The 23296-nt window shown below is 64.4% G+C and carries 25 protein-coding genes; 11 read left to right on the top strand and 14 right to left on the bottom strand.

The window, feature by feature from the left end:
* Positions 1-3: 3 nt before the first annotated feature.
* Together JQ586_RS13785 and JQ586_RS13780 are read right to left on the bottom strand one after the other, a co-directional pair.
* Positions 4-1638, bottom strand: a complete 1635-nt coding sequence (locus JQ586_RS13785; RefSeq protein ID WP_212395115.1) for an acyl-CoA synthetase — start codon at positions 1636-1638, stop codon at positions 4-6.
* 198 nt (positions 1639-1836) lie between these two features.
* Positions 1837-2238, bottom strand: coding sequence for an SPW repeat protein (locus JQ586_RS13780; RefSeq protein WP_212395114.1), 402 nt, complete (start codon positions 2236-2238; stop codon positions 1837-1839).
* A 233-nt stretch (positions 2239-2471) separates the two neighbouring features.
* Here JQ586_RS13780 and JQ586_RS13775 point away from each other — a divergent pair, with 233 nt between their 5' ends.
* Positions 2472-2744, top strand: coding sequence for a GNAT family N-acetyltransferase (locus JQ586_RS13775; protein ID WP_212395113.1), 273 nt, complete (start codon positions 2472-2474; stop codon positions 2742-2744).
* A gap of 11 nt (positions 2745-2755) precedes the next feature.
* Here JQ586_RS13775 and JQ586_RS13770 read toward each other — a convergent pair whose 3' ends face one another.
* Both JQ586_RS13770 and JQ586_RS13765 read right to left on the bottom strand, forming a co-directional pair.
* On the bottom strand, positions 2756-3547 hold the full coding sequence (locus tag JQ586_RS13770; protein ID WP_212395112.1) for a fumarylacetoacetate hydrolase family protein: 792 nt from the start codon (positions 3545-3547) through the stop codon (positions 2756-2758).
* A 111-nt stretch (positions 3548-3658) separates the two neighbouring features.
* On the bottom strand, positions 3659-4087 hold the full coding sequence (locus JQ586_RS13765; protein WP_212395111.1) for a DUF3597 domain-containing protein: 429 nt from the start codon (positions 4085-4087) through the stop codon (positions 3659-3661).
* A gap of 295 nt (positions 4088-4382) precedes the next feature.
* On the opposite strand from JQ586_RS13765, the gene JQ586_RS13760 reads away from it, so the two are divergent.
* Positions 4383-5294 (top strand): DUF2189 domain-containing protein, encoded by a 912-nt coding sequence (locus tag JQ586_RS13760; RefSeq protein ID WP_212395110.1) that lies wholly within the window; start codon positions 4383-4385, stop codon positions 5292-5294.
* Positions 5295-5531: 237 nt separating this feature from the next.
* Positions 5532-6347: a lytic transglycosylase domain-containing protein gene (locus JQ586_RS13755; RefSeq protein WP_212395109.1), complete on the top strand. Its 816-nt coding sequence runs from the start codon at positions 5532-5534 to the stop codon at positions 6345-6347.
* A 105-nt stretch (positions 6348-6452) separates the two neighbouring features.
* On the opposite strand, the gene JQ586_RS13750 is transcribed toward JQ586_RS13755, so the two are convergent.
* Positions 6453-6719 carry a hypothetical protein gene (locus tag JQ586_RS13750; RefSeq protein WP_249147550.1) on the bottom strand — a complete coding sequence of 89 codons (267 nt, stop codon included), beginning with the start codon at positions 6717-6719 and terminating at the stop codon, positions 6453-6455.
* An 852-nt stretch (positions 6720-7571) separates the two neighbouring features.
* On the opposite strand from JQ586_RS13750, the gene JQ586_RS13745 reads away from it, so the two are divergent.
* The 4 genes from JQ586_RS13745 (at position 7572) to JQ586_RS13730 (ending at position 10784) form a co-directional block, all read left to right on the top strand.
* Entirely contained in the window at positions 7572-7724 is a 153-nt protein-coding gene (locus tag JQ586_RS13745; protein WP_212395107.1) for a DUF1127 domain-containing protein, read from the top strand.
* Between the two features lie 110 nt (positions 7725-7834).
* Positions 7835-9268 carry a methylenetetrahydrofolate--tRNA-(uracil(54)-C(5))-methyltransferase (FADH(2)-oxidizing) TrmFO gene (gene trmFO, locus JQ586_RS13740; protein ID WP_212395106.1) on the top strand — a complete coding sequence of 478 codons (1434 nt, stop codon included), beginning with the start codon at positions 7835-7837 and terminating at the stop codon, positions 9266-9268.
* Positions 9269-9273: 5 nt separating this feature from the next.
* Positions 9274-10377, top strand: a complete 1104-nt coding sequence (locus JQ586_RS13735; protein WP_212395105.1) for a serine/threonine protein kinase — start codon at positions 9274-9276, stop codon at positions 10375-10377.
* Between the two features lie 131 nt (positions 10378-10508).
* Positions 10509-10784, top strand: coding sequence for a DUF1488 family protein (locus JQ586_RS13730; RefSeq protein ID WP_249147549.1), 276 nt, complete (start codon positions 10509-10511; stop codon positions 10782-10784).
* 20 nt (positions 10785-10804) lie between these two features.
* Here JQ586_RS13730 and JQ586_RS13725 read toward each other — a convergent pair whose 3' ends face one another.
* Genes JQ586_RS13725 through yajC form a run of 5 tightly spaced genes read right to left on the bottom strand, consistent with a single transcriptional unit; the run spans position 10805 to position 15092 of the window.
* Positions 10805-11668 carry a phytoene/squalene synthase family protein gene (locus tag JQ586_RS13725; RefSeq protein WP_212395103.1) on the bottom strand — a complete coding sequence of 288 codons (864 nt, stop codon included), beginning with the start codon at positions 11666-11668 and terminating at the stop codon, positions 10805-10807.
* Positions 11665-12048 (bottom strand): Mth938-like domain-containing protein, encoded by a 384-nt coding sequence (locus JQ586_RS13720; protein ID WP_212395102.1) that lies wholly within the window; start codon positions 12046-12048, stop codon positions 11665-11667. The genes JQ586_RS13725 and JQ586_RS13720 overlap by 4 nt, the downstream gene beginning before the upstream one ends.
* A gap of 6 nt (positions 12049-12054) precedes the next feature.
* Complete coding sequence (secF, locus tag JQ586_RS13715; RefSeq protein WP_212395101.1) at positions 12055-13080, bottom strand: protein translocase subunit SecF; 1026 nt, start codon at positions 13078-13080, stop codon at positions 12055-12057.
* A gap of 10 nt (positions 13081-13090) precedes the next feature.
* The gene (gene secD, locus JQ586_RS13710) at positions 13091-14692 is read right to left on the bottom strand and encodes a protein translocase subunit SecD (RefSeq protein WP_212395100.1); all 1602 of its coding nucleotides are present in this window, start codon (positions 14690-14692) and stop codon (positions 13091-13093) included.
* Positions 14693-14732: 40 nt separating this feature from the next.
* Entirely contained in the window at positions 14733-15092 is a 360-nt protein-coding gene (gene yajC, locus JQ586_RS13705; RefSeq protein WP_212395099.1) for a preprotein translocase subunit YajC, read from the bottom strand.
* A gap of 194 nt (positions 15093-15286) precedes the next feature.
* Here yajC and JQ586_RS13700 point away from each other — a divergent pair, with 194 nt between their 5' ends.
* The 3 genes from JQ586_RS13700 to JQ586_RS13690 all read left to right on the top strand — a co-directional run bounded on the left by JQ586_RS13700 (position 15287) and on the right by JQ586_RS13690 (position 18800).
* On the top strand, positions 15287-16258 hold the full coding sequence (locus JQ586_RS13700) for an ATP-binding protein (protein ID WP_212395098.1): 972 nt from the start codon (positions 15287-15289) through the stop codon (positions 16256-16258).
* 84 nt (positions 16259-16342) lie between these two features.
* Complete coding sequence (locus tag JQ586_RS13695) at positions 16343-16816, top strand: hypothetical protein (protein WP_212395097.1); 474 nt, start codon at positions 16343-16345, stop codon at positions 16814-16816.
* Between the two features lie 358 nt (positions 16817-17174).
* The gene (locus JQ586_RS13690; RefSeq protein ID WP_212395096.1) at positions 17175-18800 is read left to right on the top strand and encodes a porin; all 1626 of its coding nucleotides are present in this window, start codon (positions 17175-17177) and stop codon (positions 18798-18800) included.
* A 70-nt stretch (positions 18801-18870) separates the two neighbouring features.
* Here the strand turns inward: JQ586_RS13690 and JQ586_RS13685 are convergent, their stop codons facing one another.
* Both JQ586_RS13685 and JQ586_RS13680 read right to left on the bottom strand, forming a co-directional pair.
* The gene (locus JQ586_RS13685) at positions 18871-20226 is read right to left on the bottom strand and encodes a M23 family metallopeptidase (RefSeq protein ID WP_212395095.1); all 1356 of its coding nucleotides are present in this window, start codon (positions 20224-20226) and stop codon (positions 18871-18873) included.
* Positions 20227-20368: 142 nt separating this feature from the next.
* Positions 20369-21019: a protein-L-isoaspartate(D-aspartate) O-methyltransferase gene (locus tag JQ586_RS13680; protein WP_409334519.1), complete on the bottom strand. Its 651-nt coding sequence runs from the start codon at positions 21017-21019 to the stop codon at positions 20369-20371.
* Between the two features lie 383 nt (positions 21020-21402).
* Here JQ586_RS13680 and JQ586_RS13675 point away from each other — a divergent pair, with 383 nt between their 5' ends.
* Complete coding sequence (locus tag JQ586_RS13675) at positions 21403-21780, top strand: response regulator (protein WP_212395093.1); 378 nt, start codon at positions 21403-21405, stop codon at positions 21778-21780.
* A 3-nt stretch (positions 21781-21783) separates the two neighbouring features.
* Here JQ586_RS13675 and surE read toward each other — a convergent pair whose 3' ends face one another.
* Together surE and JQ586_RS13665 are read right to left on the bottom strand one after the other, a co-directional pair.
* Entirely contained in the window at positions 21784-22551 is a 768-nt protein-coding gene (gene surE / locus JQ586_RS13670; protein WP_212395092.1) for a 5'/3'-nucleotidase SurE, read from the bottom strand.
* A gap of 62 nt (positions 22552-22613) precedes the next feature.
* Positions 22614-23282, bottom strand: a complete 669-nt coding sequence (locus JQ586_RS13665; RefSeq protein ID WP_212395091.1) for a hypothetical protein — start codon at positions 23280-23282, stop codon at positions 22614-22616.
* Positions 23283-23296 lie beyond the last annotated feature (14 nt).

Raw genomic sequence — 23296 nt, 5'->3', positions numbered from 1 at the left:
GCGCTAGCCGGCGCTCGATCCGGCGATGACCTCGAGCAGCCCGCGCGCCTCGAGCTCGTCACGGACCAGCCGCTTCGGCACCTTGCCGTAGCCGGACTTCGGCAGCGCCTCCCAGAAGAAGAACCGCTTCGGCATCTTGTAGCGCGGCACCTTCGGCGCGAGATATGCCGCAAGCTCGGCCTCGGAGACCGCGTCGGCGCCCTCGCACGCGACACAGACGGCAACGCCGACCTCGCCCCAGAAGGGATCGGGCACGCCGAGGACTGCGACCTCGCCCACTGCCGGATGGGTCAGGATCTTCTCCTCGATCTCGCGCGGATAGATGTTGGAGCCGCCGGAGATGTACATGTCGGAGGCGCGGCCGGTGATGTAGACAAAGCCCTCCTCGTCCATGTGGCCGAGATCGCCGGTGCGAAACCAGCCGTCGCGGAACGCCTTCGCATTGGCCTCGGGGTTGTCGTAATAGCCGGCGAACACGCCCGGGCCGATCACGCAGATCTCGCCGGTCTCGAGCGCCTTCAGCTCGCGGCCGTCGTCGCCCTGGATCGAGACCTGCATGCCGGTTCGCTCGAAGCCGCAGGTGCCGATCCGCGCATGAGGGCCGTCTTCGGGATCGTGCAGGGCGGGCGGCAGCACGGTGATGTTGCCGGTGACCTCGCCGAGCCCGAAATACTGCACGAGCACACTGCCGAGCTTCCTCAGCGCGGCCTTCTGGTCCTCGCGATACATCGGCGCCCCCGCATAGATGATGTAGCGCAGCGAGGAATGATCGTGCTGGTCGGCGGCGGGATGCTCGACCATCATCTTCAGGATGGTCGGCACCGTGAACATGTTGCTGACACGGTGCCTTGCGATCAGCCGGAAGGCTTCCGCGATGTCGAATTTTTCCGACGGCAGCAGGATGGTCGGCACGCCGCGCGCGCACTGCACCAGCTGGTGGACGCCGGCGCCGTGCGACAGGGGCGCCACCACCAGCGAGGCGTCGTCCTCGGTGGTGCCGGGCATCAGGTCGGCGAGATGGTTAGTGATCACGAAGGCCATCTGGCCGTGGGTCAGCACTGCGGCCTTGGAGCGGCCGGTCGTGCCCGAGGTGAAGAAGAACCAGCAGGGATCGTCATAGTTGACGGCAACGTTCTCGACCTCGGCGCCCGAATGTTTGGCGATGGCGTCGCCGACCGTGGCTTCGCCGAGCGTCCCCTGTTCGCCGATCCGCCAGACGAATTCGAGCGCGGGATTGGCCGCGGCCCTGGCGTGATCGGGAAAATCGCCGTGGCAGAGGAACGCCTTGGCGCCGGAAGCGGCCGCGAGCCAGGCGACCTCATCGGGCATCAGGCGGAAATTCGTGGGCACCCAGACCGCACCGAGCCGGAACGCCGCGAACATCGACCAGAACATCTCGTCGCAGTTCTTGGAATGGACCAGGATGCGGTCGCCCTTGACGATGCCGCGCGCGGCGAGCGCCGCCGCCAGCGCCGAGACGTTCTGGTCGATATGGCGCCACGACCAGACCTTCTCATTCCAGATGAAGCCGGGACGGTCGGCGTACCGGCGGGCGTTCTGGGTCAGGATGTGGGCAAGGTTCATCACCCGGCGCGACACCCGCGCGATGCCGCCGTGCGGCGCTGCTGCACCGCTCATTGCCGCCCCGCCACGACGCACGACATTTCGGGCACGGTCAGGACGGTCATCAGCTGCTTCCTCGGTCAGAACCGGGCGTCTTCAAGCGCCGCAAGGGGGATCACGAGGTCTGGTTTATCGCCAAGCCGCAGCCCCCCGCAAGGCCCGCACCAGGCGGCCCTGCGCCGGCGTTTGGTCCTGCCGTCGCGCGAGTGTGAGCTATTGCGAGTGCTTGGCCAGTTCCTGCTCGCTCAGGTTCCAGTCCTGCCAGAGCGCCAGCGCCCCCATGATGGCGACGAGCCCGCCGAGCGCGATATGCCACAGCCGCAGCATCTGGTCGGCGGAATAGCCGAGCACGAAGGGCGATGCGACCAGCCAGAGGCCGAGCAGGATGCCCGCCACCTCCTCCCAGCGGTGCAGCGCGACATATTCGAGCTGGGCAATGCCCAGCACCAGCATGCCGACCACGAAGCTGTTGAGGATCAGGTGGGTGCGCTCGACGTCGATGGCGTCATCCACCTGCAGCGGAAACCAGGGCGAGACCATGATCAGCACACCGAGCAGCATGCCGAACCAGTCCTCCCAGGTGCGGTGCGTGCCGAAGATACGATTGTCCGACATGACGAACCTCCTCCCAAAAAGAGGCATACGTCGGCGGCCGCCAACCACACGCGATGTCAAACGACCATCGGGCCGCATCAGGAGCGTATGTCCGGGGTAAAGCCTAATCGAACCGTATCGGGCTGCAAGGCCTCGTGTGTGCAATGCGGTGACCGCGCGGCGGGTCGGTCATGATTTGCACAGACGGGTTCTCGCGCTTAGATCAGCCGAGTTGAATCAACCGGGATTTTGCGATGGCCGCCGTCCGCGACAACAAGGCTCAGCAGCGTTTCGAGCTCGACACCGAGGGCGGCGTCGCCTTTGCCAATTACCGGCTGACGCCGTCGTCGGTCATCATCACCCATACCGAGACACCGCGCGCCCTGCGCGGCCGGGGCATCGCCTCGGAGCTGGTCAGGGGAGCGCTGGAGCTGATCCGTGCCGACGGCCACAAGGTGATCGCCGGCTGCGGCTTCGTGGTGGATTACCTGCACAAGCATCCGGAGTATGCGGACCTTGCCGGCTGAGGCCCTCGCCGTCAGACGATCCGGATCGACATATCGGGCAGTCCGTCGAGCTTGCAGAGCAGCACGTCGCCCCTGACCACGGGGCCGACATTCTCGGGTGTGCCCGAATAGATGATGTCGCCGGCCTTGAGCTCGAACGCCTCCGAGAGCCTTGCGATCTGCTCGGCGACGCTCCAGATCATGTTCTTCAGGTCCGAGCTCTGCCGCACCGTGCCGTTGACCGCGAGCGAGATCGCGCCCGCCTTGAAATGGCCGGTCTTATCAGCCGGATGGATCGGTCCGAGCACCGCGGCATGGTCGAAGCTCTTGCCGATCTCCCACGGCTTCTTCTCGGCCGCCATGCCGTTCTGCAGATCGCGCCGGGTCATGTCGAGGCCGAGCGCGTAGCCATAGACGTGGTCGAGCGCAGCCTCGGCCGGAATGTTGGTGCCGCCGGATTTCAGCGCCGCGACCAGCTCGACCTCGTGATGATAGTTCCTGGTCAGCGACGGATAGGGATGGTCGGCGACCGTTCCGACCGCGACGTTCTGGATCGCGTCGGTCGGCTTCTGGAAGAAGAACGGCGGCTCGCGGGTCGGATCGGAGCCGCGCTCGATCGCGTGGGCGGCATAGTTGCGGCCGATGCAGTAGATCCGGCGGACCTGGAATACCTCGCTCTCGCCGACGATCGGGATCGTAGTGACCGGGACCGGAAACATCGCTTTCGGCGCGGCCTGTGCCGCTGCCGGCGCGGATTGCGCCGCTGCGCTCGCGAGCGCCAAAGCGCCGGTCGTCAGCATGGTCCGGCGATCGAGATCAGTCATCGGCATTCTCCTGGGCGTTCACCTCGTTATTCGCCGATCTATAGATGTTCGCCGAGCCATAAAAAAGAGCCCGCGCCGGCGCGGGCCCTGGTCCCATCCGCGGGGGATCGATCAGTGCTTGATATCGGCAGGCAGCTTGCCGCCGTTGGCAGCGAGCTTGGCCATCACCTGCTTGTGCAGCCAGATGTTCATGCTGGCGGAATCGTTGGTGTCGCCGGCGTAGCCGAGTTCATGGGCGAGCTCCTTGCGCGCGGAGAGGCTGGAGTCGATGTCGAGCGCCTTCATCAGATCGACGATCGAGGTCCGCCACTCCAGCTTCTCCTTCTTCGCCGCGACCGCAGCGTCGAGGATGGGAGCGACATCAACCGTCTGCACGGGCGCGGCCGCGGGAGCCGACGACGATGCGCTGCCGGAGGACGATCCGGCGGCGGGGGCCGCGGATCCGGCGGCGGGAGCCGAACTCGTGGCTGCTCCGCCGGCAGGCGTGGCGCTCGCGCTGCCGCCGAAGATCGCGCTCATGATTTTTCCGAAAATGCTCATCGCTCACTCCCACTGGACTCGAGATGGTATGAAGGCCGGACGGCGCTGGCGCATCCGGCCGCGGTCGCACATAAAGTGTACCGCCCCCTCCATAGCTTGCCAATGCGACATTCACTTGAGCGTGAGTGCGTGCATTTCTCCCGGTTTGGGCGTACCTTGAGTGTTCAGTTCGCGACATGGCCAGGTCCGTGCATCGTCCTTCGCGTCTGGTCTGCTCGTGATCGCTTCGAGAGACGGCACGCTTGTGCCCGTGTGCCGGGCGCAAGATGCGGCCGTCCAGAGAGAGACAACGACCATGGCCACTCCATATCAAGGCAATGTCACATCGGCGACGCAGGGCGGACACGGCGCCGTATCTGCGCCCATCATCCGCACCATCGGCCTGTCCGATTTGCACCATGCGCTGCGCCTCGGCTGGGAGGACTTCAAGGCAGTGCCAAGCCACGCCATCATCCTGTGTCTGATCTATCCCGTGCTCGGCCTGGTGCTCGCACGCACGGTGCACGGCTATTCCGTGCTGCCCCTGCTGTTTCCGTTGGCCGCGGGCTTTGCCCTGCTCGGCCCGTTTGCCGCAATCGGCCTCTACGAGATGAGCCGCCGCCGGGAGGATGGCGGGCAAGCCACCGCATGGGATGCCCTGGAGGTATTCCGCTCGCCGTCATTCGGCGCCATGCTCGGGGTCGGCACGTTGCTGTTCGCATTGTTCGTGACCTGGATCGCGACCGCGCAGGCGATCTACACCGCGGCCTTCGGCTACGCGATCGCCGCCGACATTCCCGATTTCGCGGGACAGATCCTGACCACCTCGCAGGGCTGGTGGCTGATCGTGGTCGGCTGCAGCGTCGGCTTCCTGTTCGCGCTGGTGGCGCTGTGCATCAGCGTCGTTGCTTTCCCGATGATGCTGGACCGCCATGCGACCGCCGGCGAAGCGATGGCAACCTCGATCCGCGTCGTCGCGCAGAACCCGGTGCCGATGGCGGCCTGGGGTCTCATCGTCGCGGCGTTGCTGGTCTTGGGAACGATTCCGTTCTTCCTCGGCCTTGCGGTCGTGATCCCGCTGCTCGGCCATGCGACTTGGCATCTCTATCGCGAGGTCATCGTCAAGGATCCCAACGCACGCCCGGTCATTCCCGAACCGCACCAGCGCAAGCCCGCTGCCGATTTCCCCGCCAACCTGTTCCCCTGGCGGCGCAGCGATCGCGGGTAACGCCGGGTCGCGCTCAAGCCGGGATGCATGACCGACCGCCGGCCGAAACTCGGCCGGCGGTCTGCCGTTTGGGCTTGTTCGATCCGGTCGAGTCGCTTTGAATGGCGCGGCATTTGCAACGCTGTAGCAATCATGTTGCGGACACCAGCCTTGTTTTGGCCGCTGTTGCCGAGATCATACGCGCCGTGTCCGCGACCAATGTCGATGGCATCGTCGGCTTCTGGAGTGAACGGCCATATGACCTCTCGTTTGACCTATCGCACGCTCGTCGTTGGCACGTGGCTGCTCGCATCGACCGCATCCGCGCTGGCAACCCCTTGCGGGACAGGCTCGTTCGAGGCCTGGCTCGACGACTTCAAGAAGGAAGCCGTCGCCAAGGGCATCTCGCAAAACGCGATCCAGGCCGGCCTTGCCGGCGTCACCCAGGACAAGGCGATCCTGGCGCGTGATCATTCACAGCAGGTGTTCAGCCAGACTTTTGAGCAGTTCTCCGGCCGGATGGTGCCGCCGCGCATGCTCCGCGGATCCAACATGATGAAGCAATACGGCTCGGTGCTGTCGCGGATCGAGGACGCCTACGGCGTGCCCGGCGAGATCCTGGTCGCGATCTGGGGGCTGGAGACCGATTTCGGCGTCAACACCGGCAAGTTTCCGACCATGCGGTCGCTGGCCACCCTCGCCTATGACTGCCGCCGATCCGACATGTTCAAGTCCGAGATGATGGATGCGCTGCGCATCATCGAGCGCGGCGATCTGGCGCCGCAGGAGATGCGCGGCGCCTGGGCCGGCGAGATCGGCCAGACCCAGTTCATGCCATCATCCTACATCAAGTTCGCGGTCGACTTCGACGGCAACGGCAAGCGCGATCTGCTGCACAACGTGCCAGACGTGCTGGCCTCGACCGCAAACTTCCTGAAAAGCTACGGGTGGAAGAAAGGCAAGGACTGGGAGCCCGGCAGCGAGAATTTCGCGGTGCTGCAGCAGTGGAACAAGAGCGAGGTCTACACCAGGACCGTCGGCTATTTCGCCAGCCAGCTCGCCCACGCGCCTTAGCGAGCGAAGCGGGCACCGGCTCACGTCACGAAAGCGCGTGAACAGAAGACAAATCAAAAGGCCGATCGCCCCAGGCGACCGGCCCCTGTCGCAATGATCAAAAGCTTACTTCGCCATGGCGGCGTGCGCAGCCTTGCCGAGGTGCATGCCGCAGGCACCCATCTTGCCGTTCAGCATCGCATCCTGCGCGAGCGAGATTTCCTTCTCCGCCCCGAATTTGACGTCGTTGTCCGCCATGGCTTCGACCGCGGTTTCGGTCTTGGTCATGTTTGCGCCGCTGCAGCCCGTGCCGCCCATATGGGCCGCCTGGGCAGGAGCAACGGCGTAAGCAACGGCCACCATGGTGGCTGCACCGATCAGTGTTTTGATCATGGGATTTTCCATCTTTTGTTCTTAGGCAGAACCCAGCGTTATTGCGGAATCTGCGGAACGATTATTCGCTGTTCCCCGCAACGATCAGAATGAACTTCACGCGATACGATTGTGATGAGCGCTGCGCGCAGCTCCCGTCTGCGTTTCGTCGCATTTTCATTACGTCCCGGTAAGGAATCGCGCGTCGCGCGCACATACTGCGGTGCATGTTCGGATCAACAGAGTTCGCAGTTGCAGCACCGACGAATGCAGCCAGAGCGATAGGGCCGGCCGGGCGACGTCCATCTCCCCTGACGCCGCGGCTGATGCGACTCGGCTGCGTTTCGTTCGCCCGGAGCGTCGCGGTCCCCCCTCGCTGCGCCTTGGCGAGGGGACCAGGCAGTCGCTGAAGCAGAGTCAAACCAGGTGCGGGTCAGTCCAACCGTCCTCACGCGCGGTGTCGACCGCATAGTCCGGGCTAGCTCATATTATGAATCCGAAATCCATTCAAATGGGATCGATTGCATGCGAATCGTGCATGGAAGAAGATCAGTCCACAGCCTAAGCAGCGGCATGGGCTTCCTTGATTTCTCGGTCTCAGGTTACCACCTTGTGATCCGGATTACCGGCATATAAATTCAATCAAACGCATGATTGTACGAGAGTTATTTCTCAAGCGAACGGCCTTGTGGAACTATGGCCTGTCGCCGTCCTCAACGCGCGCCAAACGGTTAAGCAGACCTTACCTCCGTTATGCATTTTGGTCTTAGCTGCACCGCAACATCGGAACTTCTGCACTGCAAAATCCCATCTATATTCACTCCAACGATGAGGCCGTTGAAGGGCTGAATCGGAACTACTAGGAGACTACAAATGCTGCTCTCGCTCATCCGCATGATCCAGGCTTTCCGGGATTACCAGCGCAACGTCAGCGAACTGTCCCAGCTCAGCGATCGCGAACTGGCCGATATCGGCCTTGATCGCTCGGACATTCCGCGTGTTGCGGCCGGCACCTACAACGCCTGATCGCTCATCGGCCATCTAATGAACGGATAACGCCCGCTGCTTCAGCGGGCGTTATCGTTTTTGGTTCAGTTTCAGATGCATGCGGGATCAAAACGCGCTAACGCTGCGCCATGACACCGCATCACTCCTCTTCCCAACCCGTGCACATCGTGGGCGCGGGGCTCGCCGGCTCGGAAGCCGCCTGGCAGGTCGCCAATTCCGGCATCCGCGTCGTGCTGCACGAGATGCGTCCCCATCGGATGACCGAAGCGCACCGGACCGAAGGCTGCGCCGAACTGGTCTGCTCGAACTCCTTCCGCTCCGACGATGCCGCCAACAACGCAGTCGGTCTGCTGCATGCGGAAATGCGGCGGCTCGGCTCGCTGGTCATGCGGGCGGCCGATGGCAATCAGGTGCCAGCCGGCGGCGCGCTGGCGGTCGACCGTGACGGCTTCTCGGCCGCCGTCACGAAAGCGTTGAACGAACATCCGCTGATCGAGATCAGCCGCGAGGAAGTCGCCGGCCTGCCGCCCGCGGACTGGAGTAACGTGATCGTCGCGACCGGCCCTCTCACATCGGCGCCGCTCGCGGATGCGATCCGGCAGCTCACGGACGAGAGCGCACTGGCGTTCTTCGATGCGATCGCGCCGATCGTCCACAGGGACTCCATCGACATGTCGGTGGCCTGGTTCCAGTCGCGCTACGACAAGGTCGGTCCCGGCGGCACCGGCGCCGACTACATCAATTGCCCGATGACGAAGGATCAGTATGACGCCTTCGTTGCTGCGCTGCTCGACGGCGAGAAGGTCGACTTCAAGGACTGGGAGACCAACACGCCCTATTTCGACGGCTGCCTGCCGGTCGAGGTGATGGCCGAGCGCGGTCACGAAACGCTGCGGCACGGGCCGATGAAGCCGGTCGGATTGACCAATCCGCACAATCCGACGGTGAAGCCCTATGCCATCGTGCAGCTGCGACAGGACAACAAGCTCGGCACGCTCTACAACATCGTCGGCTTCCAGACCAAGCTGAAGCACGGCGCCCAGCAGCGCGTCTTCCGCACCATCCCGGGCCTGGAGAAGGCCGAGTTCGCCCGTCTGGGCGGCCTGCATCGCAACACGTTCCTGAACTCGCCAAAACTGCTGGACGCCCAATTGCGCCTGCGCGCGCAGCGGCGGCTGCGCTTCGCCGGGCAGATGACCGGCTGCGAGGGTTACGTCGAATCCGCGAGCGTCGGGCTGATCGCGGGGCTTTGCGCCGCCGCCGACGCGCGCGGCCTGTCACTGACGCCGCCGCCGCCCACGACAGCGCTGGGCGCACTGCTCGGCCACATCACCGGCGGCCATATCGAGACCATCGAGGCCGGGCCGCGCTCGTTCCAGCCGATGAACGTCAATTTCGGTCTGTTCCCGCCGCTCACCAATCCGCCGACGAAGAAGCCGGATGGCTCGCGGCTGCGTGGCAACGAGAAGACGGTCGCCAAGAAGCAGGCGATGAGCTCGCGGGCGCTCGCCGACCTCGATCACTGGATCGCAGATCACCTGCGCGTTGCGGCTGCGGCTTGAGAACCATGAGCTTGCCGAACGACGACGCTGCCACGCTGTCGGCGCGATGGAGCCAGGGCGTCCTGCTCAAGCGCGACGTGTTCTCCACCGTCGAGCGCGGCCGCTTCCGCGCCGATGACGGCGAAGTCGAGGGCGTGCTGCGCCGGCTCGATCAGGTGCCGTTCTGGTCATTCGCCCTGGCGCTCCATTTGTTCTCGCGCGAGCGGCGTGCGCTGACCCTGGCACGCGATCTGGAGGTCGGCCCCAGGCTGCTGTGGGCCGGCAAGCGCGCATTGGTGCGCGGGTTCATCGATGGCGTGGCGCTGCATCTGGCGAAGCCGCATGGCGACGTCGCCTACTTCCGGTCGGCAAAGCTTGCGCTGCGCAAGCTGCACCGCGCCGGCATCTGTCACAACGATCTCGCCAAGGAGCAGAACTGGCTGGTCGGACGCGACGGCCGCGCCTACCTCACCGACTTCCAGCTCGCGGCCTGCTTCAAGCGCCGCAGCCGTCTGTTCCGCATCGCCGCCTATGAGGACCTGCGGCATCTGCTGAAGCACAAGCGCAGCTACGCGCCGGAAGCCCTGACGCCGATGGAACGCAAGGTGCTCGCCAGGAAGTCGGCGTTCGCCAGCATCTGGCTCAAGACCGGCAAGAAGGTCTATCAGGCGATCACGCGGGGGCTGTTCAATTTCACCGACCGCGAAGGCGGCGGACGGCGGCTGGTCAATGATGCGCCCGTGCTCGTCGACCTGATCCGCCGCAATCCCGATGTGCGCGACACCGCGATCGTCGCCTTCGCCGACCGCCGCGTCGGCGTCGGTCTCTATGCCTTCGTCGAAGCCGACCAGGCTGCGTTGGAAAAGACGCTGCGCAACGAGCTCGCCGCGGCCAAGGGCATCAAGCCGCCCGAACACATCCAGGTAGTCCATGCCTTGCCGCGCGACGCTGCGGGCAAGCCGCGTACCGAGATCCTGCAGCTCGTGGCGATGAACCAGATCGATCTGATCGAACCGATGATGCGCAGCGACGCCGATCGCGAATTCCTCAAGGATATCCTCGAACAGCGCAAGAATCTGCGCGACCGCTTCAATTTCGAAGTGGCCGAGATGGACAAGCTCGCCCGCTGAGGCGCGATGAATAGTCATTGCGCGTTGGCTTGCTCGCCCGAGAACAGGACACCCCTCGACCCTCGACAAACGCCTCCCAAAACCCCACTCTTGTCCCGGGGGACGCTCAAGGAACATGTTCGATGCCACTCATGCGTGGCCGCATCGGCGGATATGATCCCGAACGGATGGCGTTCGGTTTTACCATGCTGGACGGCGATCAAACCGTCGAATGCCAGATCAGCGATGCCGCGATGGACGAACTGGCCGGCACGCGGGGAACACCGAGCATTGCGCGGCAGGGACAGTTCGTCGGGCTGCGCGACGCCATCGAGCAGATCGCCTCCGACCTTTACGACAGCGGATCGATGGTCAAGGGTGCGACCATCCGGATCTTTACCAAACACATTCCGAAGCAGCGGACGTGAACGGATCTCAAGATACTTGTTTACCCGCCGAATTCCCTGCTGCGCGCAGCGCGCCATAGCGTCCACAGGATGCGCAGGCGAGAGGCCGCTACTGGAAGGAACGGATCAACGTCTGCCCTCGCCGCGCGGTGCAGCTCGCGTCGAACATGCGCGAGCGGCAGGAAGATCGGCCTCACCTCGGACGGCACATCCGCAAGCAGCTCAAATGCCGCCTTGAGATGCCCCTGCGCCTCGCCTGCGAGCTGATCGATCGCCGCACGGATCTTCGGCGTCGGCTTGCCGGCGAAGACCTCTTCCTTGCTGCTGCCATGCTGCTGGAGGAGCTGAAGCGGCAGGAACAATTGCTGCCGCGAGGCATCCCGCCCTAGCGTCGCGATCACCTGCGCCATGCCTTGCGCGAGGCCGGCATGCCGCGCCAGATGGTCAATCTCCCCCGAGGGCCGCGCCACCGCGCGCGCTGCGAACGAGAACAGCGCCGCAGCCGTCGCGTCGAGATAGCCCTCGAGCGCGGCCATCGACGGCATCGGGTCATTGTAGAGATCGAACTGATGTTCCTCGATCAGGCGCGCGAGCGGCTCGACCGGCAGACCGTGACGATTGATCGTATGCAGCAGCTCCGAGGCGACCGGGTTGCCTTCGACGCCGCCATGCTCCGCTCCGGCCAGCGTGTCGGTCCACCATTGCAGCCGCATCTCGCCGGGCAGCGGCTGGCTGACCTGCTCGCGGACGCGCGATATCTCGACGTTGAAGGCGTAGATCGACAGCAGGACGCGGCGTTCCGGACCCGGCATGAACAAGGTCGACGCATAGCGCACGAAATCATGGGTCCGCACCAGATCGGCGCAGAAAGCCGCGCCATCCTTCGGTGCTTCCGTCGTGCTCATGGCACCGCGATCAGTGCCGCCGCCACACGCCGCCGCTCGCCCAGCATGACGTTGTAGGTGCGGATCGCAGGGCCGGTCTGCATCGCATCAAGTACGACCCGCACCGCCCGCAAAGCCTCGCGCAGGCCCTTCGGCGGCACCCACACCTCGTTGCCGGTGCCGACGATCAGCGTATCGATCGCGTTCGCTGACGCGAACACCCGATCGAGCGAATATTGGTCAATCTCCTGCGGCCGCGTCACCGGCCAGGCCCAGATGGCATCGGGCAGGCATAACAGCGAGCCGCGATGCGACATATCGGCGAATGCGAAGCCTCCCTTGCCGTAGGCTTCGATCGGCGCCGACCTCGGAAGATGGGGAGCGTCCGAGGGATTGGCCATGATCGGTTACTTCCTGGCTGCCGCGTCCGGCTTTTTGGCCGGCGCCTCCTGCGCCTCGCCCCGCGTGGTGTGAACGCCGAGATAGATCAGGATCGGCGCGGCGATGAAGATCGAGGTGTAGGTGCCGACCAGCACGACGCCGAACATCATCACGGCCGTGAAGCTGTGGATCGCCTGGCCGCCGAACAACAGCAGCGCGAGCAGCGCCAGCGTCACCGTGACGTGGGTGACAATCGAGCGCGAGAGCGTCGAGTTGATCGATTCGTTCAAAAGCTGCGGCATCGGCATCTTCTTGTAGCGCCGCAGCATTTCGCGGATACGGTCGTAGATGACGACCGTGTCGTTGAGCGAATAGCCGAGAATCGTCAACAGCGCCGCGATGCTGGTGAGGTCGAAATCGACCTGGGAGATCGACATGAAGCCGATCGTCAGCACGATGTCGTGGACGTTTGCAATCATGGCACCGAGCGCGAACTGCCACTCGAATCGGAACCAGAGATAGATCAGGATGCCTACGATCGCCAGCATCAGGCCAAGCATGCCGAAGGCCAGCAGCTCGCCGGAAACGCGCGGGCCGACCACCTCGACGCGGCGATAGTCGACGGACTCACCCAGCGCGCCGCGAACCTTCGACACCGCCTCCTGCTGCGCGGCATCGCCGCCGGGCTGCTCGGCGACCCGGATCAAGACCTCGGCCGGACCACCGAACTGCTGCAACTGCACTTCGCCGAGACCAAGGGCATTCAATGTTGTGCGCATCCCGGCGATGTCGGCGGTGCCGGACTTGGCCCTGACCTCCAGCAGCGTGCCGCCCTTGAAGTCGATGCCGAAATTCAGGCCGTGGGTGAAGAACAGGGTGATCGCGAGGATCGAGAGCAGCGCCGAGATCGGGAAGCTGATGCGGCGGAAGCGCGTGAAGTCGAAATGCGTATCGTCAGGCACGATGCGCAACGACGGCAACAGGCCATACACCGACACGACGGTCAGGATGACAATCAGGATGCCAAGGCCAATCAGAACGTAATGGGTCACAACAGGCCTCTCAGATCGGCACGGTTTGCGGCCGCTTCCACCACACCCACCCGGCGACGATCAGTCGCGTCATGGTGAAGGCGGTAAAAACCGTGGTAATGATGCCGATGCCAAGCGTCACGGCAAAGCCGCGCACCGGTCCGGTGCCGATATAGAACAGCACCGCGGCAGCGATGAAGGTGGTGATGTTGGAATCGAGGATGGTCGCCAGCGCGCGCTTGAAGCCGGCGTCGATCGCCGAGATCGCGTTGCGCCCGCCGCGCAGCTCCTCGCGGATGCGCTCATAGATCAGCACGTTGGAGTCGACGGCGATACCGACCGTGAGCACGATGCCGGCAATGCCCGGCAGCGTCAGCGTGGCGTTGAGCAGCGACAGCAGGCCGAAGATCATCGCGACGTTGACGGCGACCGCGATGTTGGCGAACACGCCGAACAGCCGGTAGGTGACCAGCATGAACACGATGACCAGGATCGAGCCGACATAGGCGGCAAGCTCGCCCTTCTCGATCGAATCCTGGCCCAGGCCCGGACCGACGGTGCGCTCCTCGATCACGGTCAGCGGCGCCGGCAGCGCGCCGGCACGCATCAGGATCGCCAGATCATTGGCCGACTGCACGGTGAAGCTGCCGGAAATCTGGCCCTGGCCGCCGGTGATCGGCTCACGGATCACGGGCGCGGAGATCACCTTGTTGTCGAGTACGATGGCGAAGGGCTGGCCGACATTCTCGCTGGTCGCCTGGGCAAATTTGCGCGCGCCTGTCGTGTTGAATTTGAAGCTGACGATCGGCTCGCCGGTGCGCTGGTCGAAACCGGGCTGTGCATCGGACAACTCGGCGCCGGAGACCAGGACCTGCTTCTTGACCACGTAAGGCACGGGCGGCGGCGACGCGCTCATCAAGAGTTCGGACTCCGGCGGCAGGCGGCCCTGCTGGGCCTGGTCCGGCGATACCGTCGTATCGACCATCCGGAATTCCATCTTCGCCGTCTTGCCGAGCAGCTCCTTCAGGCGCGTCGGGTCCTGCAGGCCGGGCACCTGCACCAGGATGCGGTCGGTGCCCTGCCGCTGGATCACCGGCTCGACGGTGCCGAGTTCGTTGACGCGGCGCTCGACGATCTGGATCGACTGCTCGATCGTCTGGCGGATGCGCTCGGTGATCGCGGCCGGCGGCACGGTCAACCGGATCAGGCCGCCGCCGGCATCCGTGACCTCGAGGCTGCGCTGGCCGTTAGAGCCGAGCAGTCCGCCGAGCGGCTGCGACAGCTCGCGCAGCTTCGACAGCGCGGTGGCCTGCTCGGTGTCCTTGGAGATACGCACCTCGACCGCGTCGTTGCGCGAATTGAGGCCGGTGTAGCCGATCTTGGCTTCGCGCAACACCCGCCGCACGTCGTCGCGGACCTGGTCGAGCTTCTCCTTCTTCACGTAGTTGGAATCGACCTCGAGCAGCAGATACGAGCCGCCCTGCAGGTCGAGCCCGAGGACCATGCGCCGCTGCGCCCAGGCCGGCCAGGTCTTGACCTTGGCTTCCGGGAAGAAGTTCGGAACGGCGCACAGGCAGACCACCAGCGCCGTCAGAATGATCGCCAGCGCCTTCCACCGTGTGAAATACAACATCGACTTGACCTGTCAGATTCCTAAATAGGCGACGCGGCGATCAGCTCGCGGACGCCTCGTCCTTGGCGTCGCCCTTCGCCGGCTCGCCCTTGGCGCGCACGCCCGAAATCATCTGCCGCATCTGGCGAACGCGAACGCCTTCGGAGATTTCGAATTCGATCTGGTCGTCGTCGACCACCTTGGTGACCTTGCCGACCAGGCCGCCATTGGTCACGACGGTGTCGCCGCGGCGGATGTTCTTCACGAGGTCGGCGTGGTCGCGCACCTTCTTCTGCTGCGGGCGCAGAATCAGGAAATACATGATGACGAAGATCAGCGCGAACGGCAGCAGCGACATCAACATGCTGTTGGCATCGCCACCGGCTCCAGCAGCCTGGGCAAACGCAGGAGTAATCAGCATTCGGACAAATCCTCGGGTAGGACGGGGAAGAACCGGCTACACCCAGGTGGTCCCTCGGGCGGTATGGCGGTCCGGACAAATTCGCGCGGACTATAGCGGCCGCGGTCCCAATTGCAACGTTAACAGACCCTCATTTAGGACGCTTGCGGGAGGACCGCCAGCCCGATAAGGCTGCGCCGTCAGGAACTGGAAAAATGCCGAAAAAAGCCAAGAAAACAACCAGCAAAACCACGTCCAAGGCCGCAGCCAAGGCCTCTTCCAACGCCGCGACAAAACGACCGGCAAAGGCGCTCGATGGCGCGACCGCCGAGCGGATCGCAACTGCGCTCGAGACCATCGCCGGCCATCTCGCCGCCGCCTCCCCGGCCCCGAATCCCGCAGGGTCGTTCGGCTCAGCCGACGCCTTCATATGGCATCCGGACGGACGCCTGTCGCCCGTGCCGCGCGTCAGCCGCGTCGAGATCGGCTTGCTCAAGGGTGTCGACCGGATGCGCGACATCCTGATGGAAAACACCGAGCGCTTCGCCAACGGGCTCCCTGCCAACAATGCGCTGCTCTGGGGCGCGCGCGGCATGGGCAAGTCATCGCTGGTGAAGGCGGCTCATGCCACCCTCAACGCCGACCGCAAGCCGGCCGACCGGCTGAAGCTGATCGAGATCCATCGCGAGGACATCGAGAGCCTGCCCGCCCTGATGGAGGTGCTGCGCGATTCGCCATTCCGCTTCATCGTGTTCTGCGACGACCTGTCGTTCGACGGCAACGACGCCTCCTACAAGTCGCTGAAGGCGGTGCTGGAAGGCGGCATCGAGGGCCGCCCCGACAACGTCATCCTCTACGCGACATCGAACCGGCGCCATCTGCTGGCGCGCGAGATGATCGAGAACGAACGCTCGACCGCGATCAACCCGGGCGAAGCCGTCGAGGAGAAGGTCTCGCTGTCTGACCGTTTCGGGCTGTGGCTCGGCTTCCACCGCTGCAGCCAGGACGAGTACCTGGCGATGGTGAAGGGCTATTGCGATCATTTCGGCATCGGGATCGACGCCGACGAATTGGAGCGCGAGGCGCTGGAATGGTCGACCACCCGCGGCTCGCGCTCGGGACGCGTCGCCTGGCAGTTCACCCAGGAACTGGCCGGACGGCTTGGCGTGAAGCTGAGCGGACGATAGATCGCCTCGCGAGCCCAGCGCTCACGTCGGCCGCGATCATGATCCGCTCTTCTGATTCATCCGCGTGCCGCGTAGACTTGCCTGATGGGCGAACAACCAGATGCAGCCGCCAGGCGATGCGGACAATGCACCGCCTGCTGCGACGGCTGGCTGAAGATCAGGGTTCGCGACCACGACGTCTATCCCGGGCGGCCCTGCTCGTTCAGCGCCGGCGGCCGCTGCTCGATCTACGCGGAGCGTCCGGTCGATCCGTGCCGTGAATTCGTCTGCGGCTGGCTTGCTCCGACCAGCCCGCTGCCCGATTGGATGCGTCCCGACCGCTCCGACGTGATCTTCCTGCCAGCAAACTTCCGCTGGCGCGGCATCGCCGTCGATGTGGCGGTCCCGGTCGGGGCGCGCCCCAAGGCGAAGGCGCGCGCGTGGCTCGAATCCTTCAGCGCGGCGGCACGACGGCCACTGCTGCTGCAGCAGGACGGCGAATGGCACGCGTTCGGCCCTCCGCAGTTCTTGCAGGACATGGTCGAGCGCCTCGCGGCCGGCAACGACCCATGGTCCTGAGGACAGTCATTGATTTCCACATCGCGGGAAATTCATCGAGCGCTGGTATTTTTTATTCCAACTGATCGACATCAGCTCGGCGCCGCAACATAACTCTTCAGTTTTACCGACCAATCGAGCCGATTTAATTATATCAATATATGCAGATATTTAATTGTAACCATTCAAGTTATTCCCTTCAGCCGATGCGACAAATTGATGCAGCGCAATAGTATTATAGTACCATTTTTGTCACATTACGTGACGATGTTTTCGGTTCTCATTACGTTCAGGTATTTGGCATTTGGTATACATTACCGTCCCTCCACTTTTGCGGCCCTCGGCACTCCGCTGAGGCGATTGGCAAAGGGGAGATCACATGAAGAAGCGACTACTTGCAGGAACCGCGGGCGCGGCGATTTGCCTGGCCCTCGCGCAACAGCCGGTCCACGCGGCGACGCTCGATGACGTTCTGGCGCGTCTCGATGCACTCGAACGAAACAATGCGAAGCTCGCCAAGGAGAACGCGCAACTCCGCGATCGCGTCAACCACATCTCGAGCCGCGCTCCCGAGCCTGCCGCTGCGGCCGTGCCGCCCAAGGGCAATCCGGTCCAGCACGCCGCCGTCGCGCCCTCGCCCGCACCGGCCCCCGAGCATGCCGTCGTCAGCATCGGCGGCGCGCCGCTCTACACCAAGGCGCCGGGCACCAATGCCTTCGTCGACAACACGACCGTCACGCTCTACGGCCACGTCGATCTGTCGGGCGACGTGTTCAACGCCGGCGTGTTCGATCAGGGCACAAAATTCGGCGTCGCCAGCAACCTCACCTATTTTGGCGTCCGCGCGCGTCACAATCTCGAACCGTATGGCTTCCCCGGCTGGGCGGCCGTGGCGCAGTTTGAATCGCTGGTCGAAGTTGCAGCGACCCCGACCGAGCGCGCCGCACTCGGCACGCGCGACAGCTTCATGGGGTTGGAAACACCGTGGGGCACGATCAAGGCCGGCAAGGCGGATACGCCCTACAAGAAATCGACCGCGAAGTTCGATCCGTTCTCGGCGACGCTCGGCGATTACAACTCGATCATGGGCAATACCGGCGGCGATCTGCGCGCCGAGTTCGACTGGCGCGCCGCGCATGCCGTCTGGTACGAATCTCCGATCTGGAACGGCCTGCAGGCGACGTTGATGGTCTCGCCGGGCCAGAACACAGCCAAGGACAACAGCGATTTCGCGCTCGGCGATTTCAACTGCCCCGGCACCTCCGCGCGCGGCAGCGGCAGCGGCTTCCCGCTCACATCGGCGCCCGAAGGCTGCACCGACGGCTCATACGGCAACCTCTACAGCGCCTCGCTGACCTACAATCAGGGACCGTGGACAGCGATCGCCGCCTACGAGATGCATGAGGGCACCAACCGCACCAGCGACGAGGCCGTCACGCCGCTCAGCAATGGCGGTGTGCTGATCGTGCCGCCTGGCTCCGTCGGCATCGCCAATGAATGGGCGGCCAAGGTCGGCGGCGGATATCGCATCAACGATGGCATCGGCGCGCTCCAGCTTTACGGCATCTACGAGGTCATGCGGCGCGAGAATACCGTCGCCGACTTCAACGAGCGCTCGCGCGACGGCTACTTCGTCAGCGCCACGCAAACCGTCGGCCCCTGGGACGTCAGCGCATCCTGGGCCCACGCCAATGCCTCACCCGGCTCGCCCGGCACCGGCGTCTTCAATACCTACACCGTTACGCCAGCCGCCGGGTCCGCCGACTTCGCGCTCAATACGCTGGACAGCAGTGCCGATCAGTATGCGGCTGGCATCAAGTATCATTTCAGCCCATTCGCGACCTGGTACCTGGTCGGCAGCTATCTGCGGAACGGTCCCGGCGCGCATTACTGCCTCGGCGTGAGTGGCCACGGCTATGGCGTCTGCGGTCGCGATGCGAACAACAACGTCGTCTCCGGCAACAAGGCGAGCGCTGTCACGACCGGCATGACGTTCGACTTCTAAAAGCAGGACGGGGAGGCTCACGCCTCCCCGTCTTCGTCGTACTGGGCTTTGAAAGTCGATCCTGTCCGGCTCAGGCGCCGTTGAGGAATTGCAGCGGATCCACCGGCGAAGAGCCCTTGCGGATCTCGAAGTGGAGCTGCGGCGATCCGACCTCGCCGGATTGACCCGACTTCGCAATCACCTGGCCGCGCTTGATGGTGTCGCCGCGCTTGACCAGCAGCTCGCTCGCATGGGCATAGGCGGTGACGTAACCATTGGGGTGGCGAACCAGCACGAGGTTGCCGTATCCCTTCAGCTCGTTGCCGGAATAGGCCACGACGCCGTCTTCAGCCGCCTTCACCGGCGTACCCTCGGGCACCGCGACATTGATGCCTTCATTGACCTTGCCGTTGGTCTTGGCGCCATAGGCCGTGATGACCTTGCCGCGCACCGGCCAGCGGAAGGTCGGCAGCGCGCTGGTCGTTTCGGCCGCCTTGGGCGCCGGCGTCTCGGCGGCGGCGACCGGCTGCTCGACATTGGCGGTCGGCTGCACCAGGCGCGCGCTCTGCTGCGGCTGCGCCGACGCGACCACCCTTGGCACCGGCGCGGCCGCAACCGGCGCGGGGACCGGTGCTTGAGCAACGACCTGCGGAGCCGGTACCGCGGGCATGGCGGCGGCGGATTTCGCGCCGGGCACCATGAGCTTCATGCCGGGGCTCAGCCTGGCCGACAGATCGAGGTTGTTGGCGCGCGCGAGCTCGGCTGCGGAAATGTGGTGCTGACGCGCGATGCTGTGCAGCGTGTCGCCGCGATTGACGTAGTGGACACCGGGAGGAACAGCGGCAGCCACGGCAACGGGCTTCGCGACCGGTGCGGCCAAGGCAGCGGTCGCCTGCGGGATAATCAGCTGCTGACCAGGCGACAAAGCGCGCGGCCCCTTGTAGCCGTTGGCGCGGAGGATCTCGGCGGTCGAGACGTTGTAGCGCTTCGACAGCAGCTCGAGCGTGTCGCTGGTGCCGACGATGATGGTGGTGCCGTGAGTGCGGGCGGCGACCGAATGCGGAACGGTCCCGGTGGACTCGATCTGCGGGCGCGCCGGTGGCGGCGCATAGGACGAGAGCCCGCGCCCGCCTCCCGACACGCCACCGCTCGCGACCGGATAGGACTGCGGCGCCGACACCGGCGGCGGCAACGGCTGCGACTGATACTTCGGGGCCTGCGAATATTGCTGCTGCGGACGCGCATATTGCGGCAGCTCGCGCGGCGGCTGTTGCTGCACCGCGCCGGTCGGCTGCGGGTCAAACGCGAACGGATTTTGCGAGTAGGAGTTTTGGGAGAAGCGCGACGACATGTCCGCGCTGCAGCCGGCAAACGCCACTGATATCAGCGCCAGTGCCGCGACCTGCGGCACGCGACGCGAGCGAAGCAACTCGACAACACCTGACATGGTTACTCACTCGTACGCAACAAACAACTGTTTTGAGTAAACACGCGTCGAGTAAATAACCGCTTAACCCTGCGAATAAGACGTTGGCGGCGGGCGGCAATCGGCGATTCCCGCAGACGTTTCCGATACGCCCGAACATGGCCTAGAGTTCGCGCGCGATACCCGGCAGCGCCGGCACGAAGCGCACATCGACGAGTTCCTTGCGGTCGAAGCCGCTGCCGGTCCTGACCACGCGAACCAGCGTCTGGACCGCCTGATGCGGTCCAACCGGAGCGATCAGGATGCCGCCCGGCTCCAGCCGCCGGATCAGTGCGTCCGGAATCTGCTCCATCGCCGCCGTGACCATGATGCGGTCGAAATCGCCTGCCCCGGCCGGCACGTCGAAGCCGTCTCCGACCAGAACCTCGATGTTGAAATAGCCGAGCTTTTCGAGCCGCTTGCGGGCGCCCTCGGCGAGCGTGCGATAGCGCTCGATGGTCAGCACCTGCTTGCTCAGGCGCGACAGGATCGCGGCCTGATAGCCGGAGCCGGTGCCGATCTCCAGTACGCGGTGCCCCTTCTGAAGTTGCAACTGCTCGGTCATGTAGGCCACCACGAAGGGCTGGCTGATGGTCTGCCCGCAGGCGATCGCCAGTGCGCTGTCACGATAGGCGTCCGCACGGTCGCGCAGCTCGACGAAGACCTCGCGCGGCACCTCTTCCATGGTCCGCAGCACGGCCTGATCGCTGATCCCGCGCCGCCGCAGGGTCAGCTGAAACATCATCTTCTCAGGCGGATCTGAATTCACGGCCATACTCGTCTGCGCTACCGGGCAGCATAAGCCGGTTTCTCGAACAGAGTGATGCCATCAGAATTCGAAATGTCGCGTTAAGGAAAAATTTCCCCTCACACCCTTGTTCCCGACCGGGAACTGGATATCTGATCCGCAACTGGTAACGCCGGTCACTGCCCCCATATGAGCCTCGGCGCACCGCGGTCAACGCTCCGCGCACCAAGCTGCGTCCAGGACCTCGCCGGTTCGGTTTGCAGCGACCTGCCATCGCGCGGAATCTCACCGGCAGAACGACGTGGCGATGAGCGACCGCACGGGCGGATATGCGACCATTCTCCAACGTTTGCATTGCGCCTTTGAATGTTATTTGCGAGCTTGGTTCTGCGACGGGCAAGGATTCCATCATGACTGCGATACGGCCGGCGGGCTGTTCTGTTTTCCTCGTGGAGGACGAGGTCATGATCCGGATGATGGTCGCCGATATGCTGGAAGAGCTCGGCCACAGCGTTGCGGCCGAGGCCGGCGAGATCGGCGAAGCGGTCAAGCTCGCGCAATCCACCGATTTCGACCTCGCGATCCTCGACGTCAACGTCAATGGCAAGGTCATCACCCCGGTTGCCGAGCTGATCAACGCCCGCAACCGTCCGTTCATTTTCGCGACCGGCTATGGCTCCTCCGGCCTGCCGCCGGAATATCGCGACCGTCCGGCGCTGCAAAAGCCCTTCCAGCTCGAAACGCTGGCGCAGGTGATCGCCAGCGCGATGAAGGGCGCGCCGGTTTAGCCCTTACTTCAGCGTCGCGGCCAGCGTCTCCGAAAACGCCTCGTCGGTGCGATCGAGTCGCAGCGGCGTCACCGAGACGTAGCGCGCGGCAAGCGCTGCAAGATCGGTACCCTCGGCCGGCGTATCCATCATCGCGGCGCGTTCGAAGCCGATCCAGAAGTACGGATTGCCGCGTCCGTCATGACGGCGGTCGATCCTGAGGAAGCCCTGATTGCGCTTGCCCTGCCGGGTGATCCGGATTCCCTTCACGTCGTCCGGCATGCAGGACGGGAAGTTGACGTTGACGACGGTATTTCTGGGCACACCTGCGTCGATGACCTTGCGGATGATGTCGGGTCCGAATTTCAGTGCCGTATCCCAAAGTGGCGCATTGCGCGTCTCGACGGAAAACTCCTGCGACAATGCGAACGACGGAAAGCCCAGGATGGTGCCTTCGAGCGCGCCGGCGATGGTGCCGGAATAGACCACGTCCTCCGCGACGTTGCGGCCCTTGTTGACGCCGCTCAGCACGAGCTCGGGCAGCTTGTCGCCCAGGATGTGACGCGCGCCCATGATCACGCAATCGGTCGGCGTGCCGCGCACCGCGAAATGACGCGGACTGACTTCGCGCAGACGCAGCGGATCGTTGAGCGACAGTGAGTGCGAGACGCCGGACTGGTCGAGCTCGGGCGCCACGATCCAGACGTCATCGGACAGCGCACGCGCGATCTGTTCGACAACCTGCAGTCCGGGCGCGTGAATGCCATCGTCATTGGTGCAGAGAATTCGCATCCGCAAAATGCCTCTTGTTCTGATTCGACGCGGGTTTCTTGCGCTTGCGCCGTCTTAACCGGCTAGGGGCGCGGAGGCAAACCCGGCAAATTCCCGTGCCAGCGTGTCACCCTGACGTGCCATGACCGAACCAGCCTGGCGCTTGTGGTCATCTTGCAATCGAAGGCCGGCCAGACCGGCTTTGATCGGCTGGGCGCCGGATCGTCGAAAGAGATGACCGGCGTCTCCCGTGGCGCAGCCGCTGGCGTGGCCGATGCCGTCTCGCGCGGTTCAGCTTCTGGAAGCACGGGCTTCGTGGGCTCGAGGGCGACATGCTCGACCGTGGGCGGCGCAGCCGGAGCCGCCTCGGCCGGTTTGGCGGCAAGCGTGATCGCCGATGACCGCGCCTTCAGCTTCGCCAGCAATTCCTCGAGCGTGGGCTCCGTCGACGGCTCGACCGGCTCATGCCTGGCGGGCGGTGCGGACAGCTGGGGCGAGCCGTTTGACCCGACAAGCGGCACGCCTGCCGGCACCGCTCCCGAAAACCTGACACGCGCGACCTCGACGGCCTTGTCGAAGTCCTCCCGGTTGATCCAGGCCTTCGACTGCATCGCCTCGATCACACCGGGTTCCCACAGTCGCGCGACCTCGATGTCGAAAAAGCCCTCCAGCTTCTGGTTGATCAGTTGCAGACCGTGGCCCGTGACGGCCCATTGTCGACCAAGCCAGTGGATGTCCCGATGGAGTGGCATCGCACTGGCCTCGT

It is taken from the genome of Bradyrhizobium jicamae, assembly GCF_018130215.1.
Taxonomy (GTDB): domain Bacteria; phylum Pseudomonadota; class Alphaproteobacteria; order Rhizobiales; family Xanthobacteraceae; genus Bradyrhizobium; species Bradyrhizobium jicamae_A.
Note: the sequence above shows the minus strand (reverse complement) of the source record. Positions and strands in the feature narration are given on the sequence as shown.